Source organism: Nitrososphaera sp. (assembly GCA_039938515.1).
GTDB lineage: Archaea > Thermoproteota > Nitrososphaeria > Nitrososphaerales > Nitrososphaeraceae > Nitrososphaera.
The window spans coordinates 1-18,101 of the sequence record JBDUUL010000001.1; the positions used below are offsets into that span (position 1 = coordinate 1).

An 18,101-nucleotide genomic window follows, 5' to 3' on the forward strand; every position below is an offset into this window, starting at 1 on the left:
TAGCTTTCTGTATAGCTTATTCCTCCTGCGCCGGCGGTGCTGGCCCTGGCCCTGTGGCGGTTTATCAGGTCAGCTACAGTCACCATCCCACCGATTGCAAGCCCGATGGCGCCCGCAAAGGCCATGAATCCTCCCGCTATCGCTGGCCCAAGCCCTCTGCCGCCCAGCAGTTCATTGACTGTAGGCAGGCCGTCGCTTCCGATAAACGGGATGTAGCCGAATGTGCCGCCGACGGTAACAGGCGCCGTGCCGACGTTTGTGATAGTTGCAGTATAGGCCCCGGTTGAGGTGGTCTTGACTGACGTTACGAACACGTTTCGAAATTCATTGTTGCTTACCACCTGTCCGCCGGGATCTGTAATGCTCTCATTGAGCAGTACGCCGCCTAGCTTCTGCTGCCCGTCTGACCTGTCGACTCGCAGCGTCAGTGCAAGCTGCCTGTCTGTCTGCGTCACGTCTTTTTTCTCGGAAAGTGACTGCCCCGCCGCAAGCGAGGTCTTTTCTATTATCCGGTTGTCTCGCCCAAAGGAATTTACAAACGCGCTTCCGTAATAGACTGCCACCGCGATGCCCGCCACGAGAAAAACTGCGCCTCCTATCATTATGATGTATCCAAGCCTCATCCGTGCCCTTCCCCCTATGATGCCTCGCTCTTGAAATCAATGTTGGCCGCCGGACGCGCTTGGACTGACTTGACCACGATGGTATCTGCAGCCTCCGATGAGTCACTACTGTGCCTGACGATGCTCAGTTACACTCATGAAGCACAGGTTGCATATACCTGAACCTGCATAGTGCTCTGGCCGTGATTCACTAACTGGACGGCATATGCATTGAGTTGCAAAGAAGGACCTGTAAATAAGACTGTCCCGTCAGGACCCGAAATCTGGTATCCGCCTCCAATAACCGCCTCATTATTCTTGCAGAAGGCACTCTCTGTCTGCGCGATACCCGGGCTAACTGTGTCGCTTTGCGCCCAATTCTGGGTAATTTTCAACGTACCTGCGGTCGCTGTTGCGTTTTTGTTGCTGGTGAGATCAGAGATTGTGGGCGAAACCGCTACAACTGCAGGCAACGCGAGTACGAGGAGAATAACCGCGACAAGCACAGATCCGCAAATTATTGCTCCACTTCGGAGTGGGTGAATTTTGGTCATGAGCCGATGTAGGATGATTGCATTTTAAGGGTTGTTCAAGTTCAGTCCTTCAGACAATGGGGTACAATTGGTATAGACTGTAATGGACGTTCGATGTTCAAAAGAGAGCCTACACTTGCCAAGATTATATCCGAGTGACAAAATTGGTGTCGTGAATGCCAGTGCAGCGTAAATTGGCAGTGATCTAAAATTTCTAAATAGCGAGATAAAGGAGGCTGTACAAAAATGAAGTGTTGTTTGAGGGGGAAACACACGAGCGGATCTTTACTCCTCTAACAAGAATGAAATGAAGGGGTGCAGACGCTCCTGACCTTATCTCTAGAGCGATGGATCGCAATGCCCACTTTCGTTTGTTAATAACCGCAGGACTTGGCAGCAAAAAAGGACATGCGGTATCGAACGTAATATGGCGGATCGTAGTGTAGTGTCCTTGGTAAGAACGGTCTTTTCGGAGGAAGAAGCAAGAAAACCCGGCGAAGAACTAGGAAGCGGCTGGTCCAAGGTTGAGTTAGAACAGTTCCTCAAGCTTGCAAGTCGAGCCCGAGCATGGCGAAGCGGATCCGAGCAGTAACGTGACTGGTGGCTACTCTATGCTGACGGGCAAAATTGCCTGGGATCATCTTGACGAAGTACCCGATTACTACTCCGGGGCCGAAGAGAATGGAAAATTCATAGAGAATTACAAGCGGGCCCGGTGGGCTTCGATCCCACGACTTCCGGCTCTCTTCATGTGAATTTAGAAGGCAGGCGCTCTGTCCATGCTGAGCTACGAGCCCGCAACCTCTAGCTGCCTGACTGAAGGCAGCTGCATGGAGCAGCAAAAAGCGAACAAATCCTTTATAAAATCCTTAGCGAAATCTCAAAGTCTGCACTCGCTATTGCCGCTCGCCTGCGGTTACACTATCTTAAAGACCTGCTTGGATATGCCCCAATAATTCGATTGCATCTTGCAGATTTTGCATCAAAACCAGAAGTGTTGTAGAAATTGTGGAAGAACAAGCCTCTTATACTTACGGCACAAAAGGTAGAGCGATTACCGCAAGAAAGTGAAGCCTTGTGTCAGAGTCTGAAGTACGTGGAAATGCCGCTCTTAGGGAGAGCGATAGGTTAGCAATGGCAATGGGTTCGGCCAAGATGTTTGACTATTGGTCCGAGATACTCAAACTGCCTTCAATCGGTCCAATGTATGCGTTTTCTAAGGAATTCCAGGCCTACGCGGACGATTTCGTCTCGCTCGGAAAAATAGTCAGCGAGATGAGGGCGAATTTGGAGCATTACTGGGCGCTTGTAAACCAGGCGTATTCAAAGGCGTTCTCTGAGACTATGGAAAAGTCTCCTAGCAGGATGGCGACCAAGGAGGACTTTGAACAGTACAGGCGTGCAATGATTGAAGCTTTCGAGGATTCATTTACGGATCTTTTCGCATCCAGCAAGTTTTCTGAAATCTATGGCAAGGTGTTTAGCAACCAGCTTGACCTTTCCGGTGCTCTTCAGCGAATTGCAGAGAAGAACACAAAGGTTTTGAACCTGCCCACGAGAAGTGAAATGGATGAGGTGCTGAAGGACATACACGATCTCAAAAAGAGTTTCAGAGAGCTGAAAAAATCCCTGGAGATGGCAAAAACAAATGACCAAACAAGAGTCCCTGAAGTCTGATCAGCAGCCTGAAGCACTGGGTCCGGGCCAGGCACAGCGCTCAAGCTCCCCGGCGCAGGCAAAGCCCCAGGTGCCGCTGGCCGATGAAGCCAAGGAGTTTTACCGCAAGCTGGAGAAGACAAGGGATGTCCTTCATACTGCCGGCCAGGTTTCCGTTGGCCAGACGCCTCATGAGGTTATCCGAGAAACAAGGTCTTACCGGCTTGTGCACTACCAGCAGATGGTCAACAAGACCGCCAGAACTCCAATTCTAGTTGTTTACGCGCTAATCAACAGGTCGTACGTTCTGGATCTTCAGGAGGACAAGAGCTGGATAAAGAGCCTGCTCTCTCAAGGGTTTGACGTCTATCTTGTTGACTGGAAGACTCCCACCATGGTCGACAAGTACGACTCGTTTGACGACTATGTCAACATCTACATTGACGACTGCGTTGACACTGTTCTTCAGAAAAACAGGGTTGACAAGCTTACACTGCATGGCTACTGCATGGGCGCGTCCATGTCCATCATGTATACAACCCTCCACGAGGAGAAGGTGAGAAACCTCGCGACAATCGCACCCGTTGTCGACACCGAAAAGGACACCACGGTGATAGGCAACCTTGCCAAGCACATGGACGTTGACAAGATGCTTGCTACCATCGGCAACCTGCCGTCTGAGCAGCTGTATGCGTGCTACTCGGTCCTAAAACCATTCAAGCAGGGCGTCAACAAGTACTACAACCTTGTGCAGAACATAGACAACCAGCAGTTTGTCCAGAACTTTTTGCGAATTGAAAAATGGCTGTACGACACGCCGCCGATAGCAGGCGAGACGTTCCGAGAGTGGATTTCCGACATTTACCAAAAGAACCTTCTTGTGAAAAATGAATTCAAGCTGGGCGACGAGATAATCGACCTATCTCGGATAAAGGTGCCGCTTCTAAACATCATTGCTGACGAGGACCACCTTGTCTCCCCCCAGTGCAGCGCGCCTTTAAGCGACGTGATATCAAGTACTGACAAGAGGTTGATGCGGTTCCACACAGGCCACGTGGGCTTGATTGCAAGTCTCTATTCGCAGAATAACGTGCTCCCCAAAGTAGGGCAGTGGCTCAAAGCAAGATCCCAGTAAACCCTCGCTCCGCTTTCCTTGGAAAGAGCGTTTAAATTGCATTTGCCGTGGATGTTAGGTCTGCCTAACGGTATTTCGTCTAATGCAAAATAATCAGGAAGCCAGAAGGATACGTATAGGGATCGATGTCGGCGGGACCTTTACCAAGGCCGTAGCAATAGACATGCAGCGCGGAGGCATTGTTGGCAAAATCACCGTTCCCACAACCCATTCTTCCGCGGAAGGCGTCTCGACCGGCATCGTAACTGCCCTGAGGTCGCTTCTTGAGAAAAACTCTATCCTAAAGTCGGAGGTTGAACTTATCTCCCACAGCACTACGCAGGCTGTAAACGCGCTCCTTGAGGGCGACACCGCCAAGGTCGGCATAATAGGAATGGGAGTTGGTCTTGAAAAGTCCAATGTGGTCAAGCGGACAAACGTAAAGGACATTGAACTTGCCCCGAACAAGTACCTCCGGACTTGCTACCGGTTTCTGGACACGTCCAAGTACCTTGAAGACCCGGAGGTCCGAAGCGCAATTTCCGAGCTGAAGGCCGAGGGCGCAGAGGTAATTGTGGTAAGCGAAGCGTACGGAGTTGACGATCCAAGTAACGAGGCTTTTGTTATGGAGCGCTCGGACATCCCAGCAACTGCCGGCCATGAGCTCACCGGAATTTACGGTCTCGAGATTAGGACGCTTACCGCCGCAATTAACGCCGGTATTCTCCCGAAGGCAATAGCGACCGCAAAGTTCGTCGAGTCGGCCGTAAAGAACGAAGGCATTTCTGCGCCGGTCCTGATAATGAAGGGAGATGGCGGCGTCACGGACATGGGCACCTTTCAGTCAAAGCCCATTATCACCGTCCTCTCGGGCCCGGCTGCAAGTGTTGCCGGCGCACTATTGCACCTCCGGGTCATTGACGGCGTCTTTGTCGAGGTAGGCGGGACCTCCACCAACGTCTGCGTTATCAAGGACGGAAGGCCGGAAGTCCGGTACGTTACCATCATGCAGCACCCTACCTGCATCAGGTCGCTTGATGTCCGTGTCGCAGGAGTTGCAGGGGGGTCGCTTGTGCGATGGTCTGGAAGGAAGGTGACAGACGTGGGGCCGCGGTCAGCCCACATAGCAGGACTGCCTTATTCCTGCTTTGCCTTGCCGGAAGAACTTGAGGGAGGACAGATAGTCACGTTCGCCCCACTGGCCGGCGACCCTCTGGACTATGTCGCGATAGAGTCGGGGGGAAAAAGGTTTGCAATCACAAATACCTGCGCCGCAAACGCCCTTGGTCTCGTGCCGGAGGGAGACTATGCAAGGGCCAACCAGGAATCTGCAAAGATGGCTCTGTCAATCCTTGCAAAGAGGACCGGCGTCACTATGGAACAGGTCGCTTCTTCGATACTCGACATATCATCGAAAAAAATACTGGAGCTCGTGGAGCCGATGATAAAGGAGTACAAGCTGAAAAAGGACCGGGTGGTCTTTGTGGGTGGAGGCGGAGGGGCTTCTGTGCTTGTCCCATACGTTGCCCGGAGGATGGAGCTTCAGAGCAAGATCGCCGAGCACGCCGAGGTGATTTCTTCAATAGGAGTAGCGGCAGCCATGATCCGCGAGGAATCCGAGCGCACGGTGGCAAACCCCAAGCCCGAGGACATTGCAGAGCTGACCGACGCGGTAAAGAACGCCGCACTTGCCCGCGGCGCACTACCCGAATCAATCACAGTCCAGTCTGAATACTTAAGCGAGCGCTCTATCCTGAGGGCAGTGGCGATGGGCAATGTTTCGCTTGACATCGGGACTGTTAACGCCCAGGAAATCAATGAGCAGGAAGCACACGTCCTTGCATGCGAGCTGTTCGGGGTAAGCGAAGGGGTCCAGAGGATATTTGACATGAAGAACTACCACATTTTTGCATGCGAACTGAGCAAAAAGAAACTGTTTCTAAAATCAAGGCGCCAGCCGGTATTGATTCTCGACAAGTACGGCAGGGTAAGGCTGTCGCTTGACAACGCGTCAGTTGTTAACGGCAAGCCGGGCGAAGTCGCAGACAGGGTCGAGGAAATTCTCTCGGAGAGAAAAAAATCCGGCGAGGACCTTGCGCCGCAGGTGCACCTGCTAGACGGAATCAAGCTGGTGGACTTTTCAAGCCTCAGTGCTCCAGAGCACGTGTCAAAGGCCGTGAGGGACGAATTGCGAAATGCCACGGCTGAAAACGTGGCCGCCATAATCAGGGTTTAACAAGGGGCGCTGTGGCTTGGGCTATGAGGTCTTAAAATGCGACAATGCAGGAATTGCAAGATGTGCCGAGATTATCAAGGGAGGAGGAATCGTGGTTTACCCGACGGACACGGTGTATGGAATAGGCTGCGACCCCTGCAACGACAAGGCCGTGGAGCGGGTTTTTGAAATCAAGAAGAGGTCCGGCTCAAAGGCACTCCCCGTGCTAGTCCGAAATCTCGCCACTGCAGACGGCCTTGTCACCATGGGCCCGCTTTCCCGGTTGCTTGCAGGCAGATTCTGGCCCGGCGGGCTTACGCTCCTTGCCCCTATACGAAAGCCAAGCAGGATTTCACGAAACGTCACTGCAGGATCTGAATATCTTGCAGTCCGTGTGCCTGCAAACGACTGCCTTCTGCAGGTGCTGGAGAGGGTTGGCATGATCGTGGGCACAAGTGCAAATCCATCGGGCAGTGCAACGTGCGCAAGTGCAAAGGAAATAACCGCATCGGGTCTTGGCGGGTTTGACGCGGTGCTTGACGGCGGGGAAATCGCTGCCTCTGGAGTAGAATCGACCATAGTCCAGGAGCAGATGCCATACGGGAATTTCAGCTCATTAGAATTTACGGACCTGACCGGCCGCATCCAAATACTACGCCACGGCGCAGTATCCGACTCAGATCTAGAGTCGTTCCTGCGCTCCGCTTTGAGGCCGGAGCCGAGGGAGGAGGCTACATGAAAGACTTTAACCTGCTGGTCTCTACATTCAGGTTCAGCGAGGAATTTGCCCAGGACGAAATCATGGACCTTCTCGAAGACCTGGGAGACAGCGAGCATGAGAGTGAGATTAGCAACGTCACCGGCCTGATCCTCTGCAGGACAAGCCTCGACCCTTTCAAGGCAATCGAACAGATTACGGAACTAGTAAGGTCCGAGCCGTGGCACATTCGCTACCTCCTGCGCGTGATTCCAATCGAGCGGGCTGTGGAAGCAGACACGAATTTGATCGCAGAAGCGGCTGCGAGTATCGGGCGCGCCAAGATGGTGGCGGAAGACACGTTTAGGATAACGGTGGAAAAAAGGCACTCCCAACTCTCCTCAAGGGAAGTGATTGAATCGGTGGCAAAGGTTTTTTCGAACAAAGTCCGGCTGGAAAACCCCGACTGGGTCGTACTCGTCGAGATTGTAGGCGCCACTGCCGGCGTCTCGGTGCTAAAGCCCGGGCAAATCTTCAGCTCGACCATCGAAAAAAGGCATGCCGAGTAGATTCACCTGACCATTATTGCAGCGCGCTCACACATAAAATCACCAAAGCACTTCACGGTAAAAATATCACCACCCTGTTTTTTCTTCCATCCGTGCAGGGAGATAATTGCGAGCATCTTGCGCGGGCTTGGCGCCAGAGAAGAGTTGTCTACCCCTCCGCCAAGTTCCTCGCTCGCAAGCCGCTGGCCGAACTTTAGGATTTCCTTGCCGTCAGACGATATGGCTATAAAACACGCAGGCTTGCCCGGTTTTATGCCAAGCCTGGTTATCGCCTCTGATATCTGAGCCGTCAGAGCCAGCCTAATCAGCACTTCAGTTTCCAGCCTCTTTGAAATCATGACACCTCTCTTTTTAGCCTCGATTGCGACCGCGCATATTCCCCTTGCATGCTGCACCCCAAAGACATAATCCGAATCCACAACCTGAACCGCGGCAGGCGTTTCGGATCTTATCTTGTCAACAAGCGGCCCGGGAGGGGTGCCAGGCGGGATGCCATTTGTTCCGCAGACAAGCACATGGTAGTTTGAAATTTCATAAATGAAGGGAGTGACGGGGGCTCCACTGACTTTGGCTACAGGGTTAAAGTCAGCCTGCATCGTCCCGCCTAACCGCCGTGAATCACGGGCACGATGGTCACGACGTCGCCGTCGACAGCCCGGGGGTCGCCGCCTAGGGATGCCGAGTCGACACCGTTTATCGCGACAATGAGGTTTCCTCTCTGCAGAAGCCTCGGCTCGACAGCCATCTTGCCTAAAAAGTCCAAAATCTCTGAAACAGAAGCACTAGTACCTTCAAAATTGACGGACTGCGTTCCTACGGCTTTTTTTGCGCCGCCCAAAAGCCTGAGCGTTATCAATACCTGTTTACTCGGATTCCTCTCCGGCCGGCTCGTCGCCCTCGACCACATCCGGCTCGTCACCCTCAGAAGCTGCAAGCGATGCCTTTTCCTGAGCGGCCTGCTTGCGAAGCTGGGCGGTGATATGGCCCGCAAGCTCGTTCCGCAGGACCTTGGACCTTACTATTGCAAGCTCATTAATCGCCTTCTTGTTACCGTCAAATTCCAGACCAAACTTTTTGGGATGCTTTTCCAAAAGCTCGCCGGAAATGCGCTTTATCCTATTCATGGAGAAAGGAGGTTCTCTGACATCGGTATTTTATCTTTATCCTGTGCCAAGGTAAGATGATGCATTTGCCTCAAGCATGGCCTTTGTCTCCTCCACCGTTTTGCCCATAACCCTTGAGGTCTCGGCCAGCACGCTGACAAGAAACGATGTAGGCATCGAAGGCAGGTCGCGGAAGCACCGGGAATACCTTACGGGCCCGTCAGTCTCTATGAGAACCCGGTCGGGGCGGCTGTTCTGGAGCAGCACTTTCTTGTCGTCTGCGTAGAGGAGTGCAGGCCCATAGGAGACAAAAACCCTGTGCATATCCATGCATTTTGCTAGCTGTTTTTTGCTTCCTGCAAACCAGTGGAGCAGGGTGGTCACCTTGTATGAGCCGAGGATTGCCAAAATGTCGTCAAGCGACCGCCGCGAATGGATAGAGACAGGTTTTCCGCCGCGCTCTGCCAGCTCGAGCATTTTGCAAAAGACCGCGTTCTGCCTTTCGTACGATAAGCCGCGCTCGACATAAGTCCTGTCGAGCCCTATCTCGCCCACTCCGTCTAGGTTTGCAATGTTGTCGTGGAACAAGACTTCAAACGCGTCGAGTTGTCCATACTCGCGCTCAGCCGCCTCCGGGTGAATTCCTATAAACTGCTTGACGTGCTCCCTATACCCTCCGAACAACTCTAGGCTTTTGCAGGAAGATGCCACGTCAACCGTGACGGAGCACGCCGCAATTCCCATTTTCTTCATTCCTGCCAGAATGTAGGGGAAATACGGGAGCAATTCGCTGTCGGTCAAGTGCACATGGGAGTCGAGCAGCATATCCGTTGGCATGTCTGCGAATTGATAAGAGTCTTTCCGGCAAGTTAAGATAGAATTTTAACATGGGGATTGCTAATGCCTGACATTGTCTTCTTACTCGGGTCCGGAGTTTGGACTCGCGCCGATGTACAGAATCATGAAGAAGTCGGGGGCCGACAGGGTCAGCGACGATGCGGCAGACGAGCTGCGCAAGGTAGTCGAGGAGGTCGCGGAAAGGATTGCAAAGCAGGCTGTGGACCTTTCGGTGCACGCCGGCAGAAAGACCATCAAGCCCGAGGACATCAGGCTTGCTTCGAAAAATGTTGTAAGGGTCTAGGGAAGAGTATAGGCAAGTTTTGACATGTGCTTGGCGCCCTGAAGCGCGCTGTTGTATTCCTGCTCGCTTAGGATGTTTTCCTTCACGTAAAGGCTTTTGAATTTTCTTCCGTCGTCTGCAAAAATTCCAACGAGAACTCCACTGTCAATTTCTCCCGCGACCTGAAGCATTGATGACATCACCGATCCCGAAGAGGGACCGACCAGGAGCGATTCCTTCTGCACCAGCTGCCTAACTGCGTCAAAAGAATCCTTGTTCGTTGCAGTTATCCACTGGTCCACGACTTTCTCGCGCCTCTTGAACAGTTCCGGCATGGACGACTCTTCAAAGTTGCGAAGACCCTGGAGCAGGTGGTTTGGCTGCGCCTGGATTGCAACTACCTTGATGTTTGGGTTCTTTTCCTTCAGAAAAGTTCCAGTGCCGGTTATTGTGCCGCCTGTGCCGCAACCTGTTAGAAAGTGCGTCACCCTGCCGTCCGTCTGCTTCCATATTTCCGGCCCTGTGCTTTCGTAATGGGCAAGAAAGTTTGCGTCGTTTTCATACTGATTGGGCATGTAGTAAATGTCCGGCCTTGGCTTTGAAATGGCCTTGGCAAGGGCAATACTCTGGTCTGTCCCGGCTCCGACCCTTGGGCAGAGGTCGTCTGAAGTCTCGTGCAACGTAGCGCCCAGGTGCCGCAAAATTTGCTTTGTCTCTTCGCTGACCTTGTCGGGGATAACTATTTCCACCTTGTAGCCAAGGGCGCTTGCAATACCTGTAAGTGCAATTCCGGTGTTGCCGGATGTCGGCTCGATTATGATGCTTCTGTCTTTCTTTAAAATTCCGCGCCTCTCGGCGTCCTTTACCATCCAGTAAGCTGCCCTGTCCTTTACCGAGCCGAACGGGTTGTGCCACTCGAGTTTGGCATAGAACTTGACGCTTTTTGTTGAAAAGGAGGACAGCTCGATTAGGGGCGTCTGGCCGATCCTCTCGATTACTTCTGGCTTTGCTACAGTTGTCATTTACTTGGCCTTTTTAATTACAAACTCCAGATCCTTTTGTACTTTGTTGAGGGCGACAAGCTCATGACCGTTGCGCTTGACCCATCTGGAGATGTCCTCCTCTGATTCCGGGTCATCAGCGACAATCTTGAGCGTTTCTCCTATCTTTAATTTCTCAATTTCCATCTTGGTCCTAAAGACAGGCTCGGGGCAGTACAATCCTCTCACGTCGATTGCCTTTGTCGGCGGGCTTGCGCTCATTATTTTGAACCTCGTACAATTATATCGCCGTTATATTAAATGTTATGAGTTTGTTTAATCAAAGGGCGTTATTTTCGGTTGTTGAACTTCGGTTGGTATGCACGCGTATTCACCGTACTAACGGAAGAGCCGCATCCCAGTGTTTCAGTGTTGCGCCACTTCAAAACGCTAGACAATTGAGCATTCTTGCATTTTTCAATCATGATTTGTCTGTAATCAAGTAGTTTATCTTTGCTGTGTTCTGCCCATGCAACTGCTTGGGGAAGATTTACAACCCAAGCGTCACGCTCAATACCTGCTTTGAGTTGGATGTCTTGCTTGATAAGACTAGGTTGATCGAAATCCTTCCTAATCGTGAATGTATAATTTGCAGAAGGTGCTAGTCCTACGCCTATCATTTCAAGCTGCTGGTGATACTCATAGACTTCCGATACAGCCTTACCAGCAATTGCATTGTTTTTCTTGTAATACTTGCCAATCCCAATACCTCCTCTGAGGTAGATTTTTCGGATGAATACCTCTCCCAAAATAAGACTGCATAAGAAGCCACTCACACTCAAACTGTGAAGGTCAAGCGGCCATGATGATATACCTTCGATAGCACCTGTAATTACAAGCGTGTCTGAGACGTTAAGACACTCAAACGTAGGAAGTTTTTCTCCAGAACTCAAGTCACTGCTTTTAATGTTTGAAACCATTTCTGCCGCTTTGCTGGCAAAGGAGTCAAACAAGTCAGTGAATTCTTCAACTGCGTCATCATCCCTGTTTCCAAGTTCTTTTGTACCTAGAATATCCAAGAAAACAACAATGCCATATTGCAATTGAAATCTGTTATCTCGCTGATCCAATTTCCAAGGGATGATATTAGATATTCGCTTGGCTCATTGCCAGTTCAAGAAGGTCTTTCCAGCCTTTCACTTTGATGCCCGCTGCCTCTGCCGGTGTCTTCCCACCTAGAGCCATGTGCGGCTTCACAAAGTCATAGTGTATTCGCTGACCTTCTGCCAATTGAGTCTGATATGACTTCCAGCCGCGCTGCACCTTGACACATCCAGCAAAACACCATCTGCTTGCTCGCCAGGGTAAAAGGTTGAGATCTTGCTCAATTGAAAAAAGCAAACACCGTGTGCTCGAATATCTATGCAGACTTTCGCTCAAACCACATGATGTTGCCCATAGGGGTTTTCGTTGTTGTGACTCTGTTATCATTCACGACAGCAGTTACTGCAAGACGCGCGATGCTTTCAAATTCCGCGGCATCGTCGCTGATAATCTCCTTTACGATGTCTAGAGCGGCCGCTTTCAAATCCAGAGGGGGAATCGGTTCATACATGAGGTCCTCGATAATGTGGTTAGCAACTCGTCTGGCAACAAGCTCTCGTTCAGTATCATTCAAACCGATTTCAACTACTTATTCTCTCGCCGGCTTAATGTGGGTGCCTGCGAAGCGGCGCACTTCGACCCTAGAAGCTGCTAATGACTATCATTGTAAGAAAAGTCCTACAGGTCATTAGCCTGTACTAGAAGAACGGATGCGGTCTTCCAAAATGTCCAAGGCATGCCTTACAAATGCATTGGTTACAAGCGATGGCAATTCAAGCTTTATTCCGGCTGGAAGGGAATCGTTTAGAACCAAAAGCATTTGCGTGCGTTTCTGAGTGTCCCATTGCTGTCTTATAAGAGAGATATCCCGAAGGATATTGTTCGACATCATTGAGTGATTCCATGTAGTTTGAGGAGTGTTTAAAAGTACGCGTGGTGAGTTTCCTGATTTGGTATCGACGAGTCCATTCTACCAGAGGCGGGGAGAATGAACAAAAACCTACCTAACTCGCATAGCTGCTTGATGAACTAATTTTGCAATTCTTCGGCAACACAAGCCTGTTCGAAATCAGCACTCAAGCCTGGACGCCGCAAGGAGCGCCGCTGCATCCAAGATGAAAAAACCGGAGGCGCGGCGATACCCGGTGCTCGCTCGCACATACGCTTTGTCCACACTAGACCGGCAATGGTTTTGCCAATCTGCTAGACACATTGATTCGAGGCTTCGTTGCCACTAAAAGATCCACGGGGCTCGAATGCAGAGCCGCAATAGTTCTTGATCGAACCCGAGTTTACTATGCTGCTACCTTGATTCGGCTTGTCCCCGTTTGGAGTGAGGGGGCCCCTCAGCTGGCCGCTGTTGTTCACCAGGCCGTTGTTTAGAAAAGTGCCCCAGACGTGGAAGGTGGCTGACTGGAAGTTGTTAATGGTCCTGTTGTTGACAATTGTCCCCTGGTGGCTGTCGCCGGCCTGCCACATTACAAGCAAAGTGCCCTGGTTGTTGAGTATGCCATTGTTTGTTAATGCACCGTTGCAGCTGTCAGAAATGACCACCAGTTTGCCGCTGTTTATGAACACGCTATAGCTCTCCAGGCTCACGCTGCAGCCTCCTATGGTCATTGTATTGTAGTTTCTTATCGCGCCGTAATTGATTATGGAGCCGCCGACGCCTGTCAACGACGAGTGGTTGATAACCTTGCCTCCCTTGTCTATGATGAGGGTGCCATTGATTGTTGAGGTGCCTGTGAGCACGACGACCTGTTTGGGGTGGACCTCAAATTGAGCGCCTTGCTGTATTGCAAGGCCATGAATATTCCTGATTTCAGATGCCGCTGCCTGCATGTCGAATTGCACAGTGGCCTGGGAGGGACCGTAGGTTGCAACAGCCTTGTAGACTCCCTCGATGGCGTAAGGTCCACCTATCTTGAATACAACCCTGTACTGGCCATCTCCCTTTGTATAAATTGGCTCGATGTTTATCAGGTTGCCTTTCGGATTGAAAATCTGCACCACTACAGACTGGTTCTGATCCGCGGGAAATATCTGTCCCGATACGGTCACCGGCTCGCCGAGACTGTAGTTTATCCTGTCAGTCGATACCTGGACTATTGGTTGCGAAGCCCAGGCACTTTTCAACAGTTCCTGGCCCGGAGTGGCTAATCCGGTCATAACAATTGCTAGGATTGCCGTAAATGCACCTGCAGCCTCCATTCTGTGTCTGAAAGTGGAACAAGTCTTCAATTATGAGAACGGTGCTGATGGAAATATAAAAGTCTAGTATAACTTTGATACTTATCACGGTTACTATTGTATGTCTGTGGGTCACACATTCAATTTGCTGGGGTGGAGCACGATCCCTATACCTCTGACTGCATTGGGCCAATACGCAAGGTTCATTTTTCAGGCGGGAATGAAGAGGTACCCGAATGAGTTCGACTGAGCGGTTTGAAAGCTGTCGCGTTTGCGGCAGCGACGCCATAATATTTAATCGAAGAGTTATTCAGGGCAAGGAGGTGCAGGTCAGGTTCTGCAACAATTGTGGCGCCTTTGACAGGCTCTGATACCTTAAACGATGAAAGAAATTCGTTGTGCAAAATCCACAGTTCAATTCAAGTTGCAGTAAGAGTTTCAACGGGACCCGCCAGCCTCTCTAGAAGCTTATCGAGATTTCCAATATACCGCTTTCTAAAAATATTTACAGACATGTCATCGGGCTCGTTGGTTATGGTCAACTGCACGCGTTCCTTTTCTTTGGCCACCAGGTACACCACAAGGTCCCACTCATCACTTGAGAGCTCCCTAGCTTTGCCGCCGACCACAAAAGTTCGTGAAGGCCGTTCTATATAAAAGATCATGAAGCTTTACTCTATAACATGTACACATCAGCCAAAAACCCGATATTTCTTCCAGAATTGGCGAACAGTCGTATAGATAATACAGGGAACAAATGCAAAACCTTCTCCCTAGCTAGGAAGCACCAGCAAATTGACCGTAAACCAAACATGAATCGCATATTACACATGGCTTAGGAATTGTCGTGCCAAAGAGTCGCACCTAGCTCCCTTCTGCTATCCTCTTTGCGACTACAGGAAATGCGAAGAGCTCTGGTTTGCCATGATATCCATGATGGTCTAGGAAATAGCTGCTCCCGCCGCACGTCTCTCTGGGTAGACAGCACGCGCTTTTTCAAGAGCCTCGAGGACGTTTGCCGAGTCGATTTGCGCCTCAAAGCCCGTCAATGCGTAAACCTCCTCGACTACCACTTGCATGATACTCGAATGAAATTCACCAAAGCTCTCGGCGAGGAGTTTGTTGAATGTCTCTATTTTACTCCTCAGGCCAGCTTCTGCTGTGTCGTGCCCCAAGGAAGGCTCCCGGATCCGAAAATTATGTACGAGTACGTCTGCAACCGACCTGCCGAGTGCCTGAGCAAAAATTTCCTCTGCGACGCTTATTACGAAATCGTCAAAGTGCTGCGACAGGAAGGGATTTCTCGGTCGGACGGGGTTCGACCCGTTGATTCTTGACATGGCGACAGTACTTCTCTTGTTTCCGCCTGGCGGATTGGAACTCACCTATTGTCAATCCCTAGAATCTAACTGGCGTCCGTTGCATCCGTCTGCTTGCCCTTTCGAAACTCGTCTGTCAGTTTAGTGGCAGACTGACGAAGTTTGCTCTCAATGTCATTTCTTGTAGCGCCTTTCCGAAGCATGCCGTAGGCAGTCCTGAAGGTGAGAAAAAGCGAGACTGCCACAAGTATGAACATTGAATCAATTGCTACATGGACAAATAACTCGACCTCCAGCGGAACAGTGAGAAATTCGCCAACATGGTAAATCAGGTGGGCAACTGAGGCCCCCAGTGCTGACGCCAGGACCACGAAAAGGTACCTGTAGAGGACTTTTGAGGCTGCAAGGATAAGGAGAGCCTTCGATAGCTCCTTTCGTATCAAGTAGGCATAGACAGCAGCCGGAACCATGAACGCAACTGAGACAGATGCCATGGCAAGGGCCAGCTGGTCGGCGAACAGCTCGTCAAGTACCATTGCAAACCCGTCCCAGTCTGGCCGAAAAAGGACTGTGTATGTAGATTAATCCAGTCTGGATTGTAATGCTGATTTTTCGCTAAACGCTAGTTGAGAAAAGAAAAAAGTAGAGGTAGCTGCCGTTCATCGTCAGTACTGCGTCGTCTCAAGCCCCTGTCCGGTTAAGCCGCTTTGCGACTGTGGTGCTGGGGGCTGCTGTGCCGAATTGCCATAGCCTTTCCACATTCCCATTCCTGGGCCGTGGTGCCTCATCATTCCGCCGTGGCCAATTCCAAATCCCATGCCTCCGATTGCGTGTCGTGGAGACTGGTAGAGCACTTGGCCATTGCCCGGGTCAACAATCACGATGTATGCCTGGTTGTTCGAGGTGTTTACGACATTGAAAGTGTAGACCAGGTATCCCTGCATGACGCCCAAGCGACCTGCAACCACTGTTCCTCCGCTAATCGCGTCCCCTGCGGTTTTTGCCGCATCGGAGAAGCTGACCTTTATCTGGTTCTTGATTATCTGAGGAACGCTGATTGTGCCGTTAATGGTCGGCTTGGCGCCAGACATGGCATACGGAAGGTTGTTTGTCCCCGTGCCGTTTGACTGCTGAGCGAACGCATCTGAAGATGAAAAAAACACCAGTCCTACAAGCGCCGCCGCTACCACGGCGACGACAGGAATGATGACCTTCTTGTTGTTTCGCAGTAGGTCTGCCATCAGGTCTGAATTGCCGGGTTAGTTAATAATGCCTTGCTTACCTTTGAAAGTTAACATAGTTACCCAGTGTCCACCGGACCGCTGTGCTAAATCCCCTTTGTCGCCGAAGAGTCGCGCCGTACACTACCGCGCGTTTCTCAGCGGAAGAGGTCTTCTGCCTTCGGCCTGGAGAGCTTTTTGGCAGACCCGCGCGCCAGAGAGCGCTCATGGGAGTATCCCCTGACTATGGCCGCTGGAACGCCTATGGATTTTCCCATCACCAGCTCTGCAGCGGCGGCTAACTCGTCTGCCACGGCTATCTCTGTCACCCTGAGTGTGTTTCCAAAAGTGTCCTTTGAGCCGATATAGCTCTTGATGGGTTCTATGCCGGACGCCCCAATGGCTACGTTTGTCTGTCCCATTCGAAATGCCCTGCCAAAGGTGTCGCTAATGATTACCGCAACGTTGACGCCAAACCGCGACTCTAGTGCTAATCTCAGTTTATGTGCAGACTCGTCGGAGTCTCGCGGGAGCAATACCGCGTAGCCTTGCCCGACGTTGCTCTGGTCAACACCAGAGTTTGCACACACAAATCCGTGGTGGGTCTGTGTGATTATGATCCCGCGGCTTGCGGCGACGACCTCGCTCGCTTCCTGCAGGATAAGCTCGGTTATCGCGGGATCCTTGGACAGCCGTTTGGCCGTTCTGCGCGCCCTCGCCGAGACCTTGACGTCTGACAGCCTGACGACACGCGATTCGCACTTGGAGACTATTTTCTGGGCGACTACAATGACGTCTCCTTGCAAAAGCGGTATTGAACCGAGTTCAAGTGCGTCCGCTATGACCTGCTCGAGCCTGTCTCCGGGGGCAACCTCTCTGTCGACCTTGAGCGGAATTACCTGGATCGACAATTGCGGCTGACCGGTAGAGAATACAATATAACGTTGACGTTCTGGTGCTGGACTTGCACTAGCGCCTGTTTGCTGCGTTTACCAGTACGGCCTTGCCGAACTTCTTTTGAAGGAGGTGCAGGAGTATTGTAAGGTCCTTGCTTGGAATGACCTCGTCTGCCTTGTCCCGTACGACATCGGCAGGGACAAAGCCCACCCGGAGCTCGGCGATGTCAAAGAGCTTGAGGTCGTTGGCCCCGTCAACTACCACGACCGTATCCTCCTTTCTTATGCCGTAGTCCCTGATAGTGGGCAGAACCGCTGCTGCCTTGTCAGATGTGACGTTCATCTTGACGTCGTCAAGCACGCCTTCCTTGAAGACAAGTTCATTTGAAAAAATCCTGTCCAGTCCAAGCTCGTCCTTGAGCCTGTCTGTAATCAACGTAAAGCCTCCAGAAACCGCGATCATCTTCCATCCTGCCTTCTTCAAAGTGGAGCAAAGCTCTTTGGCCCCGTACATCAGCGGGAGTTTCTCGGCAATTTCCTTCGCATCCTCAAATGGGATGCCGCGAAGAGCATGGACGCGTCTTCTGAGTCCTTCTTCCCAGACAATGTCGCCGCGGATACCTGCGTTGGTGATTTTTGTAATCTCTGCCGCTTTGGCTTCACCCATGAGCTCTGCAAGCTTTGGCAGGTACTCTGCGTCTAGGAGCACGCCTTCCACGTCAAAGACAACGAGCATTCTTCGCTTGACCAACTCACTCTACCGTTCGTATATTAAGCTTGTTC

Annotated in this window: 25 protein-coding genes; 8 read left to right on the top strand and 17 right to left on the bottom strand. The window is 51.3% G+C overall.

What is annotated here, in order from left to right:
- The coding region (locus ABI361_00005; GenBank protein ID MEO9319033.1) for a hypothetical protein at window positions 1-623 on the bottom strand (623 nt) is incomplete at its 3' end.
- Window positions 624-757: 134 nt separating this feature from the next.
- Window positions 758-1,156: a hypothetical protein gene (locus ABI361_00010; GenBank protein ID MEO9319034.1), complete on the bottom strand. Its 399-nt coding sequence runs from the start codon at window positions 1,154-1,156 to the stop codon at window positions 758-760.
- Window positions 1,157-1,683: 527 nt separating this feature from the next.
- Here ABI361_00010 and ABI361_00015 point away from each other — a divergent pair.
- From ABI361_00015 to ABI361_00040, 6 genes are all read left to right on the top strand, one after another.
- Window positions 1,684-1,890 carry a DUF5661 family protein gene (locus ABI361_00015; protein ID MEO9319035.1) on the top strand — a complete coding sequence of 69 codons (207 nt, stop codon included), beginning with the start codon at window positions 1,684-1,686 and terminating at the stop codon, window positions 1,888-1,890.
- A gap of 379 nt (window positions 1,891-2,269) precedes the next feature.
- Window positions 2,270-2,812: a poly(R)-hydroxyalkanoic acid synthase subunit PhaE gene (locus ABI361_00020; GenBank protein MEO9319036.1), complete on the top strand. Its 543-nt coding sequence runs from the start codon at window positions 2,270-2,272 to the stop codon at window positions 2,810-2,812.
- Window positions 2,784-3,926, top strand: coding sequence for a class III poly(R)-hydroxyalkanoic acid synthase subunit PhaC (gene phaC, locus ABI361_00025; GenBank protein MEO9319037.1), 1,143 nt, complete (start codon window positions 2,784-2,786; stop codon window positions 3,924-3,926). The genes ABI361_00020 and phaC overlap by 29 nt, the downstream gene beginning before the upstream one ends.
- An 82-nt stretch (window positions 3,927-4,008) precedes the next feature.
- Window positions 4,009-6,141: a hydantoinase/oxoprolinase family protein gene (locus ABI361_00030; GenBank protein ID MEO9319038.1), complete on the top strand. Its 2,133-nt coding sequence runs from the start codon at window positions 4,009-4,011 to the stop codon at window positions 6,139-6,141.
- A 16-nt stretch (window positions 6,142-6,157) separates the two neighbouring features.
- Entirely contained in the window at window positions 6,158-6,859 is a 702-nt protein-coding gene (locus ABI361_00035; GenBank protein ID MEO9319039.1) for an L-threonylcarbamoyladenylate synthase, read from the top strand.
- Entirely contained in the window at window positions 6,856-7,386 is a 531-nt protein-coding gene (locus tag ABI361_00040) for a THUMP domain-containing protein (protein ID MEO9319040.1), read from the top strand. Before ABI361_00035 ends, ABI361_00040 begins: the two co-directional genes overlap by 4 nt.
- A gap of 2 nt (window positions 7,387-7,388) precedes the next feature.
- On the opposite strand, the gene cgi121 is transcribed toward ABI361_00040, so the two are convergent.
- From cgi121 to ABI361_00060, 4 genes are read right to left on the bottom strand one after another with little or no spacing between them, the layout of a single operon-like run.
- Window positions 7,389-7,982, bottom strand: a complete 594-nt coding sequence (gene cgi121 / locus ABI361_00045) for a KEOPS complex subunit Cgi121 (protein ID MEO9319041.1) — start codon at window positions 7,980-7,982, stop codon at window positions 7,389-7,391.
- 8 nt (window positions 7,983-7,990) lie between these two features.
- A complete protein-coding gene (locus ABI361_00050; protein MEO9319042.1) occupies window positions 7,991-8,242 on the bottom strand; it encodes a MoaD/ThiS family protein in 252 nt (83 codons plus the stop codon).
- Between the two features lie 7 nt (window positions 8,243-8,249).
- On the bottom strand, window positions 8,250-8,510 hold the full coding sequence (locus ABI361_00055; protein ID MEO9319043.1) for a 30S ribosomal protein S17e: 261 nt from the start codon (window positions 8,508-8,510) through the stop codon (window positions 8,250-8,252).
- Window positions 8,511-8,546: 36 nt separating this feature from the next.
- Complete coding sequence (locus tag ABI361_00060; protein MEO9319044.1) at window positions 8,547-9,326, bottom strand: TatD family hydrolase; 780 nt, start codon at window positions 9,324-9,326, stop codon at window positions 8,547-8,549.
- Between the two features lie 73 nt (window positions 9,327-9,399).
- Here ABI361_00060 and ABI361_00065 point away from each other — a divergent pair, with 73 nt between their 5' ends.
- Window positions 9,400-9,630: a histone family protein gene (locus ABI361_00065; protein MEO9319045.1), complete on the top strand. Its 231-nt coding sequence runs from the start codon at window positions 9,400-9,402 to the stop codon at window positions 9,628-9,630.
- Here the strand turns inward: ABI361_00065 and ABI361_00070 are convergent.
- The 5 genes from ABI361_00070 to ABI361_00090 form a co-directional block, all read right to left on the bottom strand.
- Entirely contained in the window at window positions 9,627-10,631 is a 1,005-nt protein-coding gene (locus tag ABI361_00070; protein MEO9319046.1) for a cysteine synthase family protein, read from the bottom strand. The two genes, ABI361_00065 and ABI361_00070, sit on opposite strands and share 4 nt — an antisense overlap.
- Window positions 10,632-10,871 (bottom strand): sulfurtransferase TusA family protein, encoded by a 240-nt coding sequence (locus tag ABI361_00075; GenBank protein MEO9319047.1) that lies wholly within the window; start codon window positions 10,869-10,871, stop codon window positions 10,632-10,634.
- Between the two features lie 68 nt (window positions 10,872-10,939).
- A complete protein-coding gene (locus ABI361_00080; protein MEO9319048.1) occupies window positions 10,940-11,692 on the bottom strand; it encodes a hypothetical protein in 753 nt (250 codons plus the stop codon).
- A gap of 317 nt (window positions 11,693-12,009) precedes the next feature.
- The gene (locus ABI361_00085; GenBank protein ID MEO9319049.1) at window positions 12,010-12,267 is read right to left on the bottom strand and encodes a hypothetical protein; all 258 of its coding nucleotides are present in this window, start codon (window positions 12,265-12,267) and stop codon (window positions 12,010-12,012) included.
- A gap of 629 nt (window positions 12,268-12,896) precedes the next feature.
- Window positions 12,897-13,934: a hypothetical protein gene (locus tag ABI361_00090; GenBank protein MEO9319050.1), complete on the bottom strand. Its 1,038-nt coding sequence runs from the start codon at window positions 13,932-13,934 to the stop codon at window positions 12,897-12,899.
- A 185-nt stretch (window positions 13,935-14,119) separates the two neighbouring features.
- Here ABI361_00090 and ABI361_00095 point away from each other — a divergent pair, with 185 nt between their 5' ends.
- Window positions 14,120-14,254 (top strand): hypothetical protein, encoded by a 135-nt coding sequence (locus tag ABI361_00095; GenBank protein ID MEO9319051.1) that lies wholly within the window; start codon window positions 14,120-14,122, stop codon window positions 14,252-14,254.
- Window positions 14,255-14,302: 48 nt separating this feature from the next.
- Here the strand turns inward: ABI361_00095 and ABI361_00100 are convergent, their stop codons facing one another.
- From ABI361_00100 to serB, 6 genes are all read right to left on the bottom strand, one after another.
- Window positions 14,303-14,512: a hypothetical protein gene (locus ABI361_00100; GenBank protein ID MEO9319052.1), complete on the bottom strand. Its 210-nt coding sequence runs from the start codon at window positions 14,510-14,512 to the stop codon at window positions 14,303-14,305.
- A 312-nt stretch (window positions 14,513-14,824) separates the two neighbouring features.
- Window positions 14,825-15,268, bottom strand: coding sequence for a hypothetical protein (locus tag ABI361_00105; protein ID MEO9319053.1), 444 nt, complete (start codon window positions 15,266-15,268; stop codon window positions 14,825-14,827).
- A 20-nt stretch (window positions 15,269-15,288) separates the two neighbouring features.
- Window positions 15,289-15,738 (bottom strand): hypothetical protein, encoded by a 450-nt coding sequence (locus tag ABI361_00110; protein ID MEO9319054.1) that lies wholly within the window; start codon window positions 15,736-15,738, stop codon window positions 15,289-15,291.
- A gap of 129 nt (window positions 15,739-15,867) precedes the next feature.
- A complete protein-coding gene (locus ABI361_00115) occupies window positions 15,868-16,443 on the bottom strand; it encodes a PepSY domain-containing protein (GenBank protein MEO9319055.1) in 576 nt (191 codons plus the stop codon).
- Between the two features lie 137 nt (window positions 16,444-16,580).
- Entirely contained in the window at window positions 16,581-17,333 is a 753-nt protein-coding gene (cofE, locus tag ABI361_00120; GenBank protein ID MEO9319056.1) for a coenzyme F420-0:L-glutamate ligase, read from the bottom strand.
- Window positions 17,334-17,391: 58 nt separating this feature from the next.
- On the bottom strand, window positions 17,392-18,069 hold the full coding sequence (gene serB, locus ABI361_00125) for a phosphoserine phosphatase SerB (protein MEO9319057.1): 678 nt from the start codon (window positions 18,067-18,069) through the stop codon (window positions 17,392-17,394).
- Window positions 18,070-18,101 lie beyond the last annotated feature (32 nt).

Bases quoted from the DNA above. Each gene is read 5' to 3' on its own strand.
- ABI361_00070 (MEO9319046.1), bottom strand. From the start codon at position 10,631: ATGACAACTGTAGCAAAGCCAGAAGTAATCGAGAGGATCGGCCAGACG.
- cgi121 (MEO9319041.1), bottom strand. From the start codon at position 7,982: ATGCAGGCTGACTTTAACCCTGTAGCCAAAGTCAGTGGAGCCCCCGTC.
- ABI361_00060 (MEO9319044.1), bottom strand. From the start codon at position 9,326: ATGCCAACGGATATGCTGCTCGACTCCCATGTGCACTTGACCGACAGC.
- ABI361_00020 (MEO9319036.1), top strand. From the start codon at position 2,270: ATGGCAATGGGTTCGGCCAAGATGTTTGACTATTGGTCCGAGATACTC.
- ABI361_00055 (MEO9319043.1), bottom strand. From the start codon at position 8,510: ATGAATAGGATAAAGCGCATTTCCGGCGAGCTTTTGGAAAAGCATCCC.
- phaC (MEO9319037.1), top strand. From the start codon at position 2,784: ATGACCAAACAAGAGTCCCTGAAGTCTGATCAGCAGCCTGAAGCACTG.
- ABI361_00040 (MEO9319040.1), top strand. From the start codon at position 6,856: ATGAAAGACTTTAACCTGCTGGTCTCTACATTCAGGTTCAGCGAGGAA.
- ABI361_00075 (MEO9319047.1), bottom strand. From the start codon at position 10,871: ATGAGCGCAAGCCCGCCGACAAAGGCAATCGACGTGAGAGGATTGTAC.
- ABI361_00095 (MEO9319051.1), top strand. From the start codon at position 14,120: ATGAGTTCGACTGAGCGGTTTGAAAGCTGTCGCGTTTGCGGCAGCGAC.
- ABI361_00010 (MEO9319034.1), bottom strand. From the start codon at position 1,156: ATGACCAAAATTCACCCACTCCGAAGTGGAGCAATAATTTGCGGATCT.
- ABI361_00115 (MEO9319055.1), bottom strand. From the start codon at position 16,443: ATGGCAGACCTACTGCGAAACAACAAGAAGGTCATCATTCCTGTCGTC.
- ABI361_00110 (MEO9319054.1), bottom strand. From the start codon at position 15,738: ATGGTACTTGACGAGCTGTTCGCCGACCAGCTGGCCCTTGCCATGGCA.
- ABI361_00030 (MEO9319038.1), top strand. From the start codon at position 4,009: ATGCAAAATAATCAGGAAGCCAGAAGGATACGTATAGGGATCGATGTC.